Raw genomic sequence first — 15,212 nt, forward strand, 5'->3', positions numbered from 1 at the left:
TATTACCCGTGAGCAGCTGATCACACTCCTGTACCGGTACGGCGGGCAACCTGCTGTGGACGGCATCGGCAAGAGCTTTGCGGACAGCGGCGAGATTTCCGCTTGGGCTAAGGACGCCATGAGCTGGGCTACGGAGGTGGGAATCCTGAACGGCAAGCCAGGGAATCTTCTGGACTCTGCCAGTGTTGTCTCGCGGGCTGAAGTGTCCACCATACTCGCGCGCTTTATAGCTTGGCTAAAGTAATGCATCTTGTTAGAGATCCGATTTACGGAAGAGACAAAACTCGAACGCTTGTTAACAAACGGCGTGTGAGTACATTGGTCAAACCTTGGACCTAAGGTTGTAAGACGACAAGAACATACACGTTTATAAGCCGCGTAAAATTGCGGCTTTTTTTGTTTTAAAGATAAGAACATATATGGTTAACAGTGGTTGATGAGGATTCTCATTACAGATGTAGTCTTTAGCATTTTTTATAATACGTGGCTGAGCAGAGTCGAAAGAAGAACCGAATACGATAAGCTGATGCCCAAAAAAACGGAGTAACTTTAGCTGCGACTAATAGCAGCCGGGGAATGCATGAATTCTTCGCACTGCATCAGGAGACAATGCATCTGTTACATATACCATTTTAAATTAAAGAAGATCCGATACCTTTTTCCTTAGAAAATGGAGAGGCCATACTGTTATAGCACTTTAACCGAGTAGAACTATTAACCTATGAGGCAGGATTCAAGGTAACAAATCCAGAACCTGTGTTAAAATACTATATGGCAACTCAACTCTATCAAGGTCCTTTTCATGACAAATCATTAAGTCGCGAACAACGGGAAGTAATCTCACACACTTTCCTTACTCTAATTAGACAAAAAATTGAATCATGTGGGGGAGAATTGATCATTTCAAAACCAGTTGCGGCTTTTATTTGTGAATTAAATTAACTAACTGGAACGATAGAACCGAAGTTCATGATGGGCTTGCCACTCTACATCGATGGCGTCGTCTTCGAAAAAAATGCTTAGGGAGGACCATAACCTATGAAACTGCTAACCTATCTTGAAGGCAATACATACCGCCTCGGTGTCGCTACTGAGGTAGGCATCGTCGACGTTGCGGCGGCGCTTGGTGACGGCCCGGGACCGCGCACCGTGCACGAAGTGATCGAAGGCGGGGAGGAAGCGATACGGGCGCTGCAGCAAGCAGTTAACCGCACACTGGCGTCTTGCAGTGACGTCCTGCTCGGAAAATCTGGTCTCAAGCTCGGACCGTGTGTTACACACCCGAACAAAATCATTTGCGTCGGCCTTAATTACCGCAAACACGCCGAGGAGACAAACGCGCCAATTCCGGAGTCTCCGATTCTGTTCAGCAAATTCAGCAATACGTTGGCTGGTGACGGCGAAGACGTGCCGCTGCCGCGCACATCGCAGAAAGTTGACTACGAAGCCGAGCTCGTCATCGTGATTGGCAAGACGGCCAAATATGTCGCCAAGGAAGAGGCGCTGGACTACGTATTCGGCTACTGCGCCGCCAACGATTTGTCCGCGCGTGATCTGCAGATGCGCACTCAGCAGTGGCTGCTCGGGAAGTCGTGCGACAAATTTTCGCCGCTCGGGCCGTACCTCGTTACTGCGGACGAGGTCGGCGATCCGAACGCATTAGACATCAAGTGCATAGTAAACGGCGAAGTGCGACAGCATTCCAACACGTCGGACATGATTTTCCGCTGCGACGAGATCGTCAGCTACATTTCGCACCATATGACGCTCGTGCCCGGCGACATTATTTTGACCGGGACGCCGGAAGGCGTCGTGCTCGGCAAACCGCCAGAGAATCAGGTCTACTTAAAGGCCGGCGACATCGTCACGATCAATATCGAGAAGCTGGGCAGCCTCACGAACCGCATGATATCCGAATAAGCCTTCACTTGAAAAAGGGACCCGACGCAGCGCCTGAGCCAGCAGCGGGTCCCTTTTTGCCATCGTAAGCTGCGCTTGCTAATACATTCCCGAAAGCACCACTCCAGTCAGAATTTACCCGAAACCTGCAATGAGATCGATTGAGATGCAGTTATTGGAGAGCGCTGACACGAATACGTCGCCGAAATTTTCGAATTATTTCACCCATGTTAACCATGATATTTATGACATAAAAATCCATATTGTAAGACGACTAGCTAATTTCATGTTATATGGTGATTGAGGATACTTGTGAATGGGGGGATTTCTTTGGTAGATGCATATTTGCCACCAAAACATCAGATTTCAGTGTCGGCACTCATTGAGAACAATAAAGGTGAAGTTCTGTTAGTAAAGAGTCATTGGCGCCCTGATACGTGGGAATTCCCAGGTGGAAATGTAGAAGAAGGTGAATCACTTGATGATGCAATTACTCGTGAAGTCCTAGAAGAGACTGGAATTCTGATACGTCCCATTGGTGTAACGGGAGTTTATTACAAGGAAACAAGCAATCTATTATCAGTGGTATTTAGAGCAGACATCATTGATGGCCAATTAAAAATTCAGCCCGAAGAGATAATGGAAGCTATGTTTGTAAGGTTAACGGTGAGCAACATAGAACAGTACATTACTCGTCCTCATATGAAGTCACGATCATTAGATGCAATTCGGAGTAAGGGGCTCGTACCGTATGAATTTTGGAAGACAAAGCCTTTTCAACGGATTTCTCGCTTAGACCCTCACGGTGTACAACCTGAAGTGTAGCAACCAAGTCTTTTAAGCTAACGGGAAATGATAGCTCAACGAAGATATTTGAGGGCAGCCGACCTAAAAGCTGGCTGCTTTTTCCTCAACTAACGAGCAGGATAACGGAGAGTAGGGGGCTGCTGTTTTTTTGTAAGCGACAGGAACATAGACGCTTAATAGCCGCGTAGGAGCAACTTTTTATTTTTAACACTATATGTTCTTGTCCAAACCCGACGACAAGAACATATATGGTTAACAGTGGTTGATAAGGATTCAGGAAAGAATTCGTTGTCGGAAATAATGGAACGGAGAGCGTATAAGATTAAATCATTAGCTATTGCGGCTCCGCTAACGGGAGGAGTGATTATTGTGAAATTTCTTAGTACTAGCATATTAATCTTTGGATTGCTAATTTTATATGGTTGTTCAAATACTTCCGAAAAAGATGCAGAAGTCAGCCCAAAGTTTGTAAGTGAAGGAATCGAAATGCAAGGCATAGAAGGGAAAATCGGTGTCTTGGGACCGGATTTCGTGGCGAATCAGGCTAATAAACATATGTGGCACTTATGGGGAAGTAAAGCTGATTTGGACGGGGAATTTAAAGTCGATGCCATTAATATAAAATCCGGTGAGAAGATAAATCCGTTTATTTTTGATATTCCTACATCATTGTTCGGTCCAAATAACGGTGCAGATGCACATTTGCCATTCTCAATGAAGCTACCGAAACCTGGCATTTGGCAGCTTAGCGCTTATATTGATGAAAAGTTGTTCGGCAGTATTAATGTCGAAGTCAAATGATTATTCAACTAACGGGAGACGATAGTTTAATAAAAGCTTTCGGCTGCAGCGCTTTCATTCATTTTGTTCGCTGCAGGCATACGCAGTTTTATCGGCTCGAAAATCGGAGGCACGGTATATGACTAAACGAAGGGATAAAAGAGAAGGGGACACGGAGACATTGCCGTTATTAGCGTGGAAAAAACCTCTGCAGCAGCCATGCGGGAATCGATATGAGTGGTGGCAAGATTAGTTTGATCTTCTGTAAGACGACAAGAACATACACGCTGAAAAGCCGCATAGCTGCGGCTTTTTTGGGTTTAACCATTTACGTTCTGTTCTTGCCAAATGGATTACCCGTTCAAAATTTAGATTATCACTTGATAACGGTCAAGCATAGATTCAACGGGACAACCCAGCCATTCAAACATATGTCTCGCCGGAAGGTCTTCGGGCAAAAAAGCCTCAATTCGGGGAAACATGTAGCTGCTGACGGATATGTGGATCTGGCGCACGCGAATGGGAAACCATTCCGAATCTTCTCCTTTACGAGCGAGGAGCATTTTTGGCTCGGAAATAGGGTCCGCAGGTGACTCCGCTTCATAATCCCAATAGGTTCTAAATTCTTCATATCGGTTAAAATCTTGCAGTAAGTCGCGATACCAAGCGTCGTAACGAAAATACATATTATTCAGCTTAAAGGTCTGAATTCCGTATATGGCATGAGACTCCCATTTCTGGAATGATTCCTCATTGAATGAGGACCGTTTGCGAATGGGTAAATCGGAACTGAAATGATTGTGGATCATATTAAAACGACCATGGTGAAGTGTATTATAACTCAAGCCATACAAACCCTGAAACATGGGATTCATTTCGGTAATATCAAACTTGTGGGTCGCAATGAAGGCGGGGAGAGGAAGACCACTCAGGATCAGCTTGGCTTGTTCTAAGGCTAGTTTAAGAGCTGTTCCCGCCAATTCGTAATGTTCCGGGATATAGCCTGCGGCAAGCAGAAGATCATTTCGTTCTGCTGATGTACACTCCAGATAATCGGCAATATCCATGATAGCCGTCCGGCTTGGAATGCGTCTTGAGCGGCCGGATAATATGTTTTTAAACGAAGTAAAGGCTACATCGTTTAGCTCTTGCTGAGTAAATCGTTTCAGTTCCGGGTGGGAATCGAGTTCGCGGTATTGCTGTTGGCGCTTGCTTCTGACCGCTTCGATTTCGCCGATTACCGCTTTAAGAACTTTTGTCTCCATATGAGCATTGGATGAATGAATCATGGTTCATCTCCTCTTTCCGGGAGGTGTATTTTTACTCTTGGTCAAAAGATGTTAGAGAATTATACTCCTAGGTAAATCCCCTGTCAATTTGGGGTTTTATCCAATATACGCCGAGGAGGAGCAATCATGGTACGTGCAATCATTGCAGACCCGTTAGTTACAGAGCGGCTTATTATAAAGGAAGTGGAACCGCCGATCCCCCAATCTAATGAGGCAATCGTTCAAGTAAAAGCCATTTCTCTAAACCGTGGTGAAATCAGGGATTCCTTGAGCGGAGACATTGAGCAACGACTAGGATGGGATTATTCAGGCATCGTGATCGAACAGGCAGCAGACGGATCGGGACCGGCAAAAGGGAGACGTGTCGTCGGACTACTCCCTTCCAGCGCATGGGCTGAACAAATTGCTGCCCGTACTTCCTTGATGTCTGAAATACCAGATTCGGTTTCTTTTGCACAGGCATCGACGATTCCAGTCGCCGGGCTCAGTGCCCTCTATGCGCTTAAAAAAAGGGGGCTTCTTCTTGGGAAAAAGGTGTTGATAACTGGATCTACGGGCGGGGTTGGCGTTTATGCCCATCAGCTCGCTGCCCGGACAGGAGCATTCGTGGTCGGAACAGCCAGATCGGAAGAGAAGGCTAATCTGGTTCGTGAAGACGGGGCAAATCAGATTATTGTTGGTGAACTTTCCGAAAGAGCAGGGCAGTTTGGACCTTATGATCTGATCATAGACACAGTTGGCGGGAATACGCTTGCGAGTCTGTTATCCCATCTGGCACCTGAGGGTGTTGGTGTAACGATGGGGTATTCCAGCTCACCATTTACATCCATAGACGTAAGGAACTTAATTCATACGGGCCGGACGACTTTATATGGATTGTATTTGTTAGAAGAATTAAAGGGCTATTCCGTACCGGATGATTTGCGGTATCTTACTGAGCAGATCGCGGAAGGAACACTGATTCCCAGAATTGAGGTGGAAGCACCATGGACAGATATCAAACGGGTAGCGGATCAATTAATGGAACGGAAGTATAGCGGAAAAGCAGTCCTGCATTTAGAAAATTAATACCCCACAATGGCCGCGGGGTTACGTCAGTAGGAAATGTCTCTTTCGCTTTATTCTTATTTGAATACATTTCAAACCAGGCATCAGCAATGAAATTCGGATCCGTTTGTGTATTGGGCTGAATTATGACTCCTAAAGAAAGATGCCCCACATAGATTCCTTTGGGTGCACCCTAAACGGGTGCCTTTTCTTATGCATTGACGATCATCAAGTCCGGATAAGGCTCTCCTTTTTTATGTCCCTGAAAAAAATCAATCCTTATATTTGATTGTTCTATTATGAAGCATGGTTTTGTTCGATTATCATAAAACATATCGGAATTATTGGTTTTATCAATCTAATTTCAATGATGATTAGAAGGAGGGGGTTATTATTCATGGGGAACCTAGCTTATCCGTCCCGCTTTTCCAACCATTTACCGCCACCGTCCATAGGTGGCACGAAATCGGCAGAACCAGAGCATGTCCATCTATCGTATGGTTTTCCGGCGTCGGATCTCTTGCCTATCAGGGAATTAAACGAGGCGGCTAATGCCGCCCTTCAAGTGGCCCGGGTTGATCTGCTGCATTATTCGGGGGCTCAGGGGCCTGTTAGAGTCAAGTCCTGGGTGCTAAATCGTGTTCGCAAATTTGGCTTGCATGCGGAAGGAGGCAACTTTCTTCCGGTGTTTGGGGCGATTCAGGGGATTGATCTGACTGTACGGATTCTGATAAATCCCGGGGATGAGGTGTGGGTGGAAGCGCCGACCTTCTTCAATGCCCTGCAATCCTTTCGAGCTGCCGGCGCACATATCCGCTCTTTTCCTGTAGACGAAGAAGGCCTGCAGGTGAATCGGGTTGAAGAGGCTCTACAGAAGGCATCGGCAGAAGGCCGCAAATTACCTAAATTTATCTACGTCATGCCAACCTTTCAAAATCCTACAGGCTCAACGCTACCTATTGGGCGTAGACGGCAGCTGGCGCAACTAGCCAAAGATTATGATGTGTATATCTTGGAGGATGATGCATACGCTGAGCTGAGTTTCAACGGGACCACCCTCCCTGCTGTGTACTCGTTTGCTCCGGAACGGGTAATCTACGTGAGTACCTTTTCGAAAACGCTGGGTCCAGGGCTCCGGCTGGGTTGGGTTATCGCCCCGGAAGAAATCATCCAGTACATGGCCACTTTATCGCTGGGGAGCCAGCTTAACCCATTTACGCAGGAGATCGTAGGTGAACTTCTTGAACACTATGATTTTGATAGGCAAGTAGAGCGTCTGAGCGATCGTTACCGCAGTCGGCGGGATACGATGATCCGGGCTCTGCATGAAGAACTGGGCAGTGAGATCCAGGTATCCGTACCAGACGGGGGATTCTTCATCTGGGTTACATTTGGCGAACATGTGGATGTAAATGCCGTAGCTCCTTTGGCACACAGAAGAGGCGTAAGCTTTGTTTCCGGAAATGCATTTTTCAACGATGGAAAAGGGGCCCGATACTTGCGACTTTGCTTCAGTCATTGCAGTGAGGAGCAAATCAGAAAAGGTATACGAAGCCTGGCTGAGGCTTATTATTCTATCTATTCGCGATAGGATCTTTGACCTTTTCACATTTGTATGAAAACCGGACACCAATACCTTATCGAGTTTTATGCATAAAATCCAGTTTACTTTAGGAGGTCAATTACATGGTCATCGTCAAAGCCCCTGCAATCTATATTAACAAGCCTAATATCCTCGCCAGCGGCGGAGAGAGGATTACATTGATTGGCAGAAAGCTACTTATTATTGGAGGCAAAACAGCATTGACGGCAGCGGCTCCCCTTCTAGCTAGTCTTGATGAAGTAAAGGCGGAGTATGAAATCCATACGTTTGCCGGGTATCCAACGTTGGAGCAGATTGCCCGGTATGTATCAGTAGCATCCGGCAAAGGATACGAAGCCGTTGTGGGCATTGGTGGAGGCAAAGCACTGGATGTGGTAAAGGCAGTAGCCGAACGCTTAGAGTTGCCGAGTATTACGGTGCCTACGGTGGCCGGAACATGCGCAGCCTGGTCGGCGCTGACGGTTCTTTATGATAATGAGGGACGTTCTGCAGGTTATCTGCCCCTCAATCAGTCCCCACAGTTGGTTCTCGCGGATACCTGTGTGTTGGCAGCGGCCCCAAGACGATATTTGGCATCCGGTATTGCGGATACGTATGTGAAATGGAACGAGACTGCAGTTAATATGAAAAATCTTCATTCAGATCTAGATATACGGCTTAGCGTACATACATCCCTATTAGCTGTTGAAGTGCTTGACCGATATGCGCAGGAGGCTTACGAAGCAGCATATGAGGATGAGGTTACTTGGGCATTTCACGAAACTAGTCAGGCCATTATCTGGCTTGCAGGACAGGTAGGTAGTATCACTGGAGGACAGCCACGCATCGCGCTGGCCCATTCCCTTCACGACTGCCTTACCCAGTTTCCCGAGACGAAAGACACGCTGCACGGCGAAAAAATCGCCTTTTCCTTAATCGTCCATGCGATACTACAGGGACTTCCGCATGAAGAAATCCTGCAACTGGCTGGCAAACTGCACAAGCTCCACCTGCCGGTTACTCTAGAGCAGTTGGGATTTTGGGGAAATGCGGAGCAACATGCGGAGGCCATAGCCAAGGTGTTTCCGTTGGAGAAGGTGCAGGCGATAAAGTTGCCATTCACTGTGGATCGGGAAATGATTGCATTGGCGATTGTTCAGGCTGACCTTACGGGCAAACGGGTTATAGGACTGGCATCACCTGTATCCTAATAGACATAGAGAGGAGAACCTATTGTGAACAAGAGAAAGCTGTCAATTCTATCTGTCGTATTACCTTTCGTCATAGCCGTCATCCTGGCCGCTTGCGGAAATGAGAAAAATGATCCGGAAATGAAGCGGAAGCTGCTGCTGCGGCAGGTTCGCCAGATGTGAGCAAAGTCACCTTAAAGGTCGGACAGACGGGGTGGGGAAATCTGGAGGCTGGATTTAAAGAGGCGGGTTTGGACGACACACCGTACAAAGTGGAGTTTAGCGTTTTTCAGGGTGGGAATCTGCAGTTGGAAGCGATGGCGGGAGACCATTTAGATATCGCGCTTACCAGCGAAATTCCGCCGATCTTTGCCAGTCAAGCCGCGGATGGAGGTAACCTCCAAATCATCGCCATCCAGAAATCCGATACGCTGGAACAAGAACTCGTGATTCAAAAGGGTTCAACTGTAAGACAGGTATCGGATCTGAAAGGTAAGAAGGTCGCCTATGTTAAAAGCACGACAGCCCATTATTTCTCGTAAAGATGCTGGAAGAAGCAGGACTAAGCTGGAGCGATATTGAGCCTGTCGCGCTCTCAACATCCGATGGATCAGGTTGGAGGTAGGTGAAGACGAGGCATCGCGATCCTGGCTGACCGCTGCCTGTAACAAGGATTTGTCATCCATTCGGAGGTATCCGGAGGACGTGCGAAGATGAGGGTTACGAATGTCGAGCAAGCTTCCCTTGCGCTTATGAGAGACGCTGTATCCCACCACATCATGATTCGTTCGCTTGAAGCAGGCCACAGCACACTCGAAGACTTGTTTTTGAAGGTGGTACAATCATGAAGCAGTTCTTATTGTTTTTTCGTAAAGAAATGCTGGAGATGGGACGCTCCTATAAATGGCTGTGGGTGCCGCTCGTATTTTTGATGCTGGGGATCATGCAACCAGTGGTGACGCGCTTTATGCCGGTAATTTTAGAATCTTCGGGCAATATGCCCAAAGGTATGACCATCACGATCGAGCCTCCTTCGGGAAAGGAAGTGATGGCGCAAACGCTTGGTCAATTCAACTCAGTCGGACTCTTGATCCTAGTGTTATCCATCATGACCCTGATTTCAGGTGAGCGTCAAAGCGGCGTTTCGCAGATGATTTTTGCGAAGCCGGTGTCTTACGTATCCTATGCGGCGGCCAAGTGGGCAATCATGCTGTCACTCATCACCGCGTCCTTCGTGCTTGGCTATGCTGGGGCCTGGTATTATACGATGCAGATGATCGGAAGCGTCGAGACAGCAGCAGCAGTAAAAGCAGGACTTCTCTTTTTACTATGGCTATGGTTTGCGGGATCCCTAACGCTGTTCATGAGCTCTCTCATGAATTCTGCAGCTGGCATCGCTTTCGTCAGCTTAGGGGTGGCAGTACTGATATCCATGTCTTCGGAATGGCTGCCTCAGGATACTGCGTACAGTCCAGGTTTCTTGTCACAAATATCGATGCATTGGCTGCAGGCAAGCGAAGAACCCACGGGTGCTTTAGGCTCGGCAATCCTTAGTTTGATGTGCATGATCTTTTTTTTCGTGATCGTAGCTCACCAAGTGAAGATAAGGAAAGCCAAAGTATAACAGATATTAAATGCGAAAACAGGTATTGCCAAATAAGTGTAAAAGGTGCATGTATTTTGAATTCATGAGAGTCGGCAGAATTGAGCTTGATCTGGTGCTTTATTCAAATCTTTTTGGGTATCGCGATATACTCAAAGGATTGGCATCGAATCGAAAGCCCATTTTTTTAAAAAAATTTTTGTATCAGTTGACGTGGGGTTTTTTTAACAATAGACCTAATGGCAAGAATTCAAGAAAGATATGTTGAATACTCACCTTATCTGTTACATTTTGTAATAGCTTTTAGTTCAGGGTGGTATTACTTTAAGTACAAAAACGAATTACCCTCGTTAGGCTAACGGGGAACGATAGCTCAACAAAAACAAGAAGCCAGCCGATCACTTTGACTGGCTGGCTTTGTTCAACTAACGGGCAGTTTACTTGAGGACACATAGTTACATAGGATGGTCCCAAATATCCATTTATCCTCAATAGGGTTTTTGTTACACTTCGCTATAAAGGGGGATGAGCTTGAGTGAGGGGACGAAACAAAGACATACGAGTTGTTATTGGTGCTGGCGGATATAACAATAATCCCGAGTGGACGCAAACCGAAGAGACAGAGCTAAATTTATTACGAAGAGAACAGTGGTCTGATCGTTTTCAACCAAATACCATTACTGCAGTTTTAGCCGAACATGTATGGGAGCACCTAGACTTCGAAGAAGGTGTTAAAGCTGCAAAGGTTTGTTTTGAGTTCTTAAAACCTGGAGGGTATGTTCGATGTGCTGTTCCGGATGGTTATTTCCCTGATGAAGTGTACCAAAAAGGAGTACAAATCGGCGGACCAGGTCCTGCTGACCATCCTGCTGCAAGCCATAAAATAGTACATACCTATAAAACCATTTCGGCGATGTTTGAAGAAGCTGGTTTTAAAGTGAATCTTCTAGAGCATTGCGATGAAAATGGAGAATTCCATTACACCGATTGGGATGAGAAAGAGGGTTTCATTTACCGATCGAAACGCTTTGATCACCGCAACAATGAAAACTTTTTGGGATTTGTTTCTCTAATGGTGGATGCTGTTAAGCCAACTTAAGCCCGAGAATGAAATACAAACGTATTTTAAGCTAACGGGAAACGTTAATTCAAAATAGCATGGAGCAGTTCGCCGGTTGGCAGCTGCTCCTTTTTCGTTAAGTTATCGGGCATGATAACGAAAATAACATCTTTACTTCAGTGAATATTCTAACTATAATTACAGTAAATTTTTGGTATGTGTGACAGGCGTAAACGTGGAGACCCACGAGGGAGCACATGATGGTCCAGAGAGAATGGCTCGATCTTATTTTTAAAAAGTCGAAATAGATTTGTGCTGAATTACCAATCAGATTCATTCAGGGAGGAAATGACATGCTATATGAGTTGCGAATCTATACGATTTACGAAGGTCGAATGGATGCCATTCAAGACAGATTTAAGGATCATACGTTTAGAATTTTCACAAGACTGGGAATGAAGGTCGTGAATTTCTGGATAGATGCAACGGGCCAAAATAAACTATATTATGTGATGGAATTTAAGGATATGGCGCAGCGTCAAAGGCTATGGGAGCAGTTTAAGAAAGACATCGAATGGATACAAGTAAAACGCAATTCGGAAGAAAACGGAGGGCTGATAGTCGAAAAAATTGATGAATATTTTATGAGTCAAGCTGAATTTTTCAGATTGGGAAATTGAACTAACGGGAAACGATAGTTGAATAAACGAACAGGAAGAGTTGCCGATGCTGATCGGCAGCTTTATTACGCTAACGGACTGTTTAGTTCATTTGTTATACTTGATCTGTGGGGCGAAAAGAAATGGGAATAAGAATAGCAACTAAAAATGAACTCCAATGGGTAAATGAACAGTATCAGAAAATAGGCTTTGTGCCGAGTAATTTAGAAAATGAAAAAATTGCAATAGTTACACATAAGGATGAATTTGCAGGCGTTAAAAGAATTGTTTATCTTAATGCAGAAGAAGCTGAAATTGGCGGTATATATATTGGATGAGTTCAGAGGACTATCGCTTGCAAATGAGTTAGTTGATTACTTGGTAAAGGAAACTAAAAAAAATAATTTAAAAGAAGTGTATTGTCTACCATTTGAAGAGTTAAAGCATTTTTATCAAAAATTTGGTTTTAAAAAAATTGACTATGAGAGCAAACAAATTAACAATCATATCTTAAAGAAGTTTCAATGGTGTTTAGACAACTATCAAAAGTTTTATTACTTAAATTATAAATAATGACAAAATCCAGCTGTAAGACGACAAGAACATATACGCTTAAAAGCCGCATGGCAGCGGCTTTTTTTGTTTTAACGATAATGAGCCAAGATTGGCTCGTAATTTCTCGGGGATCCCGATCAGCGTAGCGACCGTCCGGTATTCTCCCAGCCGCACAACGCGCTTGCAAGCCCCTCTACTCCTCGCGCGAGGAACCACGTTCCCGGATACGTTTGGCAGATGGCGATGCCATTCTTAAAAAGTACCAACGCTTCTGTGGGCTTCTGCCGGTTTAACGAGATATATCCCAAGGCCCGAAAAGGTCCCGACAACTCCAAGTCGTCTTTTGTTTTCTCGAATAGTGCGGCACTTTCGACCCAAGTGCTTTTTTATTATTGGGCTTTGTTATATCAGTAATATTGTAGATTTGCGTAACGCTGTTCTTAAGTAACTTTGTAATGTAACATTATACTAGTTATTAATTTATTGGAGCGCTCCTATGCGGACTGCTCATTTTACAACGAGGAGGAGAGACCGATGGTCAAATCAAAAGCTCCCAAGAGACCGACAAGGGATGAATTTGTATTAGAGGAGATAGGCAATCAGCTTACAGAGGCTTATCAAGAAGGGTCAGAAATTCTACTTACTGTGTGGGGTTGGGATGAGCCAGTAAGGGGTCAGGTAGATCAAATGGACTCTCGGACTGGAAAAGTACACATCAAAAAGGATGGAGTTATTACCAAGGTCCCTTTTATGGATATCATGGAGATTAACTATCCTAGAGATTAGATTCAGTGAAAGGGAAGTTTTGTAGATGAGTAATCTCATGTTGATCTTGGAGGGATCAAATGACCGAAGTAGGGCGGGAAACGAATTCCTTTTATCGTATGTTTCAATTAACCGAAACTGGATTTGAATTCATAAGTATCTTACTAATTGTGACAATTATCGTTGGATTTATTATTGCAGTTTTATTTTTTCGCCATAATTTAACTGGAAAAAAGATCATGATAATTGGTGGGGAACTTATATTACTTGGCTTAGTTTTTAATTTAATTGTAGATTTTAAATTTAGATTTCCAAGCTTAAGCTTCATAGTCATTTTGTTTGGTACCATTACTTGTTTCATTGGATTATGCAGAAAAGATTAACATAGCTGAAAAGATAAATACAAAGAGAAGATGTATCTCGAGGGACAAGAACATATTCCCATTGAAGCTGCTTTTTTAGTCGGCTTTTTTGTTTTATTGGTACAAGTACGTGTCTCAAGCAAAGGACAAGAACTTGTACCGATTGCCGGAATGGACTAGAACATAGTCCAATTACCGATTAGATGAAGATCTGAGTAGAAGTATTGTGTCTCTTTGGAGTGACTGAAACGCTGAATGCTGTTTTATGGTCAAAGAAACCAGCCTCAATGATCGGAAGTACTTCAATTTAAACTGTGATCTCATTTGGATTAGATAATCAAACTCATCAAAGCATTTTAGAAAAGAAATGAAGAGGATGGTGGATGTGTCTTTTGGCTCAAGGGATGAAAACATATACCGAGATCGTACTTAGTGCTGATCCTGTACCGCCCTTTCGATAAGCGAAGTCCGACGGTACTACTTTTGCCGCTTGGATAGCGGTGATCCATACCACAAGTATCGGTAAATGGTTGATATGGTTACGTTCCAACAGATTGAATATATTGTAGATTTGATTGCACTTCGAGAGAAGTGCGTTTTTTCGTTTAAGGTACCTTACGATCTCTTCACCAAGAATAGCTGAATCAAAAACGTACCATGTCGAGAAAAGACTTTGCGATTATTTTCCAGGCATCATCTGGCAATGAAACAACTCCGAAAACGTTTCGAAAGGCCGTGAGGAGACGTGTATGTCCATTGACAAGGAATTGCGTGAAGATCCATGGATTGTTCTCCTTTCTTCGGGTTTATTACTAGTTATGCTCAGTGGAATATACCTCATCATCCAGTTGGTGGAGGAATCTAAAGTGTCTGTGCTAAGATGAGGGTAAAATGAGGGTAAATTATGATTCAAGCTGGGGAACAAGGCTAGAAGGGGTGCACATTGAAGAAAATACTTGTCATTGACGATGAAGTCGCAATCAGAGATTTAATTGAGCTCGTACTGAGAAGAGAAAACTACGTCGTTCAAACGGCTGAAAACGGTAAAGTAGCCCTGCAGCTGCTGGATGCTTTTGGGCCGGACCTGGTGGTGCTTGACTTGATGCTGCCTGACTGCTCCGGATATGACATGTGCAAGGAAATCACCGGGAAACGTGCCGTTCCTGTGATCATGCTCTCTGCCAAAAATGAGGTAATCGACAAGGTGTTGGGACTAGAGCTAGGGGCGGAAGATTACATGACCAAACCCTTTGACAATCGTGAATTGCTCGCTCGGATCAAGGTGATTCTGAGAAGAAACGAGAGCAAGGAGGAATCAAGAGAAGGAACAGAAGTGAAATCTACACGCATCATTCATGAAGAGCTGACATTTGATCTGGAAAGCCGAAGGGTGCTGAAAAACGGTGTACCCGTGTCTTTAACGGCCAAAGAGTTTAAAATTCTGGAAACGTTACTTAAAAGGCCGGACAAAATCTTTACCCGGGAAGAGCTGCTGCAGATCGGATGGGGATATGACTTTATGGGAGACAGTCGCAGTGTGGATATGACCATCATGCGATTACGGAAGAAGCTGGAGGATAACGCTGACGAACCGAAGTATGTCAGGACGATCTA

Annotated in this window: 18 protein-coding genes; 17 read left to right on the forward strand and 1 reads right to left on the reverse strand. The window is 44.8% G+C overall.

Annotated elements, in window-relative coordinates; all coding sequences use genetic code 11:
• The 4 genes from CPT76_RS10010 to CPT76_RS10025 all read left to right on the forward strand — a co-directional run.
• A partial coding sequence (locus CPT76_RS10010; RefSeq protein WP_146116290.1) for an S-layer homology domain-containing protein occupies positions 1 to 244 on the forward strand: 244 nt, incomplete at its 5' end.
• Positions 245 to 1,038: 794 nt separating this feature from the next.
• On the forward strand, positions 1,039 to 1,920 hold the full coding sequence (locus CPT76_RS10015; protein WP_105442811.1) for a fumarylacetoacetate hydrolase family protein: 882 nt from the start codon (positions 1,039 to 1,041) through the stop codon (positions 1,918 to 1,920).
• 309 nt (positions 1,921 to 2,229) lie between these two features.
• Positions 2,230 to 2,724, forward strand: coding sequence for an NUDIX hydrolase (locus CPT76_RS10020; protein ID WP_374954635.1), 495 nt, complete (start codon positions 2,230 to 2,232; stop codon positions 2,722 to 2,724).
• Positions 2,725 to 3,075: 351 nt separating this feature from the next.
• Positions 3,076 to 3,507 (forward strand): DUF4871 domain-containing protein, encoded by a 432-nt coding sequence (locus tag CPT76_RS10025; RefSeq protein ID WP_181152771.1) that lies wholly within the window; start codon positions 3,076 to 3,078, stop codon positions 3,505 to 3,507.
• A gap of 347 nt (positions 3,508 to 3,854) precedes the next feature.
• On the opposite strand, the gene CPT76_RS10030 is transcribed toward CPT76_RS10025, so the two are convergent.
• Entirely contained in the window at positions 3,855 to 4,775 is a 921-nt protein-coding gene (locus tag CPT76_RS10030) for an MmyB family transcriptional regulator (protein WP_105442813.1), read from the reverse strand.
• A gap of 126 nt (positions 4,776 to 4,901) precedes the next feature.
• On the opposite strand from CPT76_RS10030, the gene CPT76_RS10035 reads away from it, so the two are divergent.
• From CPT76_RS10035 to CPT76_RS10085, 13 genes are all read left to right on the forward strand, one after another.
• Positions 4,902 to 5,843 (forward strand): zinc-binding dehydrogenase, encoded by a 942-nt coding sequence (locus CPT76_RS10035; protein WP_105442814.1) that lies wholly within the window; start codon positions 4,902 to 4,904, stop codon positions 5,841 to 5,843.
• Positions 5,844 to 6,219: 376 nt separating this feature from the next.
• Positions 6,220 to 7,413, forward strand: a complete 1,194-nt coding sequence (locus CPT76_RS10040; RefSeq protein WP_181152772.1) for an aminotransferase-like domain-containing protein — start codon at positions 6,220 to 6,222, stop codon at positions 7,411 to 7,413.
• A gap of 95 nt (positions 7,414 to 7,508) precedes the next feature.
• Positions 7,509 to 8,615, forward strand: coding sequence for an iron-containing alcohol dehydrogenase family protein (locus CPT76_RS10045; RefSeq protein WP_105442816.1), 1,107 nt, complete (start codon positions 7,509 to 7,511; stop codon positions 8,613 to 8,615).
• Positions 8,616 to 8,639: 24 nt separating this feature from the next.
• Positions 8,640 to 8,777, forward strand: a complete 138-nt coding sequence (locus CPT76_RS37180) for a hypothetical protein (protein WP_181152773.1) — start codon at positions 8,640 to 8,642, stop codon at positions 8,775 to 8,777.
• Positions 8,774 to 9,136, forward strand: a complete 363-nt coding sequence (locus tag CPT76_RS10050; RefSeq protein ID WP_258168258.1) for a PhnD/SsuA/transferrin family substrate-binding protein — start codon at positions 8,774 to 8,776, stop codon at positions 9,134 to 9,136. The genes CPT76_RS37180 and CPT76_RS10050 overlap by 4 nt, the downstream gene beginning before the upstream one ends.
• A 302-nt stretch (positions 9,137 to 9,438) precedes the next feature.
• Positions 9,439 to 10,218, forward strand: a complete 780-nt coding sequence (locus CPT76_RS10055) for a hypothetical protein (protein WP_105442817.1) — start codon at positions 9,439 to 9,441, stop codon at positions 10,216 to 10,218.
• Positions 10,219 to 10,732: 514 nt separating this feature from the next.
• Positions 10,733 to 11,296, forward strand: a complete 564-nt coding sequence (locus CPT76_RS10060; protein WP_105442818.1) for a class I SAM-dependent methyltransferase — start codon at positions 10,733 to 10,735, stop codon at positions 11,294 to 11,296.
• 314 nt (positions 11,297 to 11,610) lie between these two features.
• Entirely contained in the window at positions 11,611 to 11,937 is a 327-nt protein-coding gene (locus tag CPT76_RS10065) for an NIPSNAP family protein (RefSeq protein WP_105442819.1), read from the forward strand.
• Positions 11,938 to 12,059: 122 nt separating this feature from the next.
• Positions 12,060 to 12,254, forward strand: a complete 195-nt coding sequence (locus CPT76_RS39335; protein ID WP_258168259.1) for a hypothetical protein — start codon at positions 12,060 to 12,062, stop codon at positions 12,252 to 12,254.
• Positions 12,247 to 12,489 (forward strand): GNAT family N-acetyltransferase, encoded by a 243-nt coding sequence (locus CPT76_RS39340; protein ID WP_258168260.1) that lies wholly within the window; start codon positions 12,247 to 12,249, stop codon positions 12,487 to 12,489. Before CPT76_RS39335 ends, CPT76_RS39340 begins: the two co-directional genes overlap by 8 nt.
• Positions 12,490 to 13,005: 516 nt before the next feature.
• Complete coding sequence (locus CPT76_RS10075) at positions 13,006 to 13,257, forward strand: YolD-like family protein (protein WP_105442820.1); 252 nt, start codon at positions 13,006 to 13,008, stop codon at positions 13,255 to 13,257.
• 59 nt (positions 13,258 to 13,316) lie between these two features.
• On the forward strand, positions 13,317 to 13,619 hold the full coding sequence (locus CPT76_RS10080; protein WP_105442821.1) for a hypothetical protein: 303 nt from the start codon (positions 13,317 to 13,319) through the stop codon (positions 13,617 to 13,619).
• A 922-nt stretch (positions 13,620 to 14,541) separates the two neighbouring features.
• Positions 14,542 to 15,212, forward strand: a 671-nt coding sequence (locus CPT76_RS10085; RefSeq protein ID WP_105442822.1) for a response regulator transcription factor, incomplete at its 3' end; no start/stop codon positions are given.

Source organism: Paenibacillus sp. AR247, assembly GCF_002968895.1.
Classification (GTDB): domain Bacteria; phylum Bacillota; class Bacilli; order Paenibacillales; family Paenibacillaceae; genus Paenibacillus_AQ; species Paenibacillus_AQ favisporus.

What these genes read in the sequence shown, in the direction of transcription:
- CPT76_RS10045 (WP_105442816.1), top strand. Translation starts at nt 7,509, where the DNA reads ATGGTCATCGTCAAAGCCCCTGCAATCTATATTAACAAGCCTAATATC.
- CPT76_RS10035 (WP_105442814.1), top strand. Translation starts at nt 4,902, where the DNA reads ATGGTACGTGCAATCATTGCAGACCCGTTAGTTACAGAGCGGCTTATT.
- CPT76_RS10030 (WP_105442813.1), bottom strand. Translation starts at nt 4,775, where the DNA reads ATGATTCATTCATCCAATGCTCATATGGAGACAAAAGTTCTTAAAGCG.
- CPT76_RS10065 (WP_105442819.1), top strand. Translation starts at nt 11,611, where the DNA reads ATGCTATATGAGTTGCGAATCTATACGATTTACGAAGGTCGAATGGAT.
- CPT76_RS39335 (WP_258168259.1), top strand. Translation starts at nt 12,060, where the DNA reads ATGGGAATAAGAATAGCAACTAAAAATGAACTCCAATGGGTAAATGAA.
- CPT76_RS10055 (WP_105442817.1), top strand. Translation starts at nt 9,439, where the DNA reads ATGAAGCAGTTCTTATTGTTTTTTCGTAAAGAAATGCTGGAGATGGGA.
- CPT76_RS10075 (WP_105442820.1), top strand. Translation starts at nt 13,006, where the DNA reads ATGGTCAAATCAAAAGCTCCCAAGAGACCGACAAGGGATGAATTTGTA.
- CPT76_RS10080 (WP_105442821.1), top strand. Translation starts at nt 13,317, where the DNA reads ATGACCGAAGTAGGGCGGGAAACGAATTCCTTTTATCGTATGTTTCAA.
- CPT76_RS10040 (WP_181152772.1), top strand. Translation starts at nt 6,220, where the DNA reads ATGGGGAACCTAGCTTATCCGTCCCGCTTTTCCAACCATTTACCGCCA.
- CPT76_RS10015 (WP_105442811.1), top strand. Translation starts at nt 1,039, where the DNA reads ATGAAACTGCTAACCTATCTTGAAGGCAATACATACCGCCTCGGTGTC.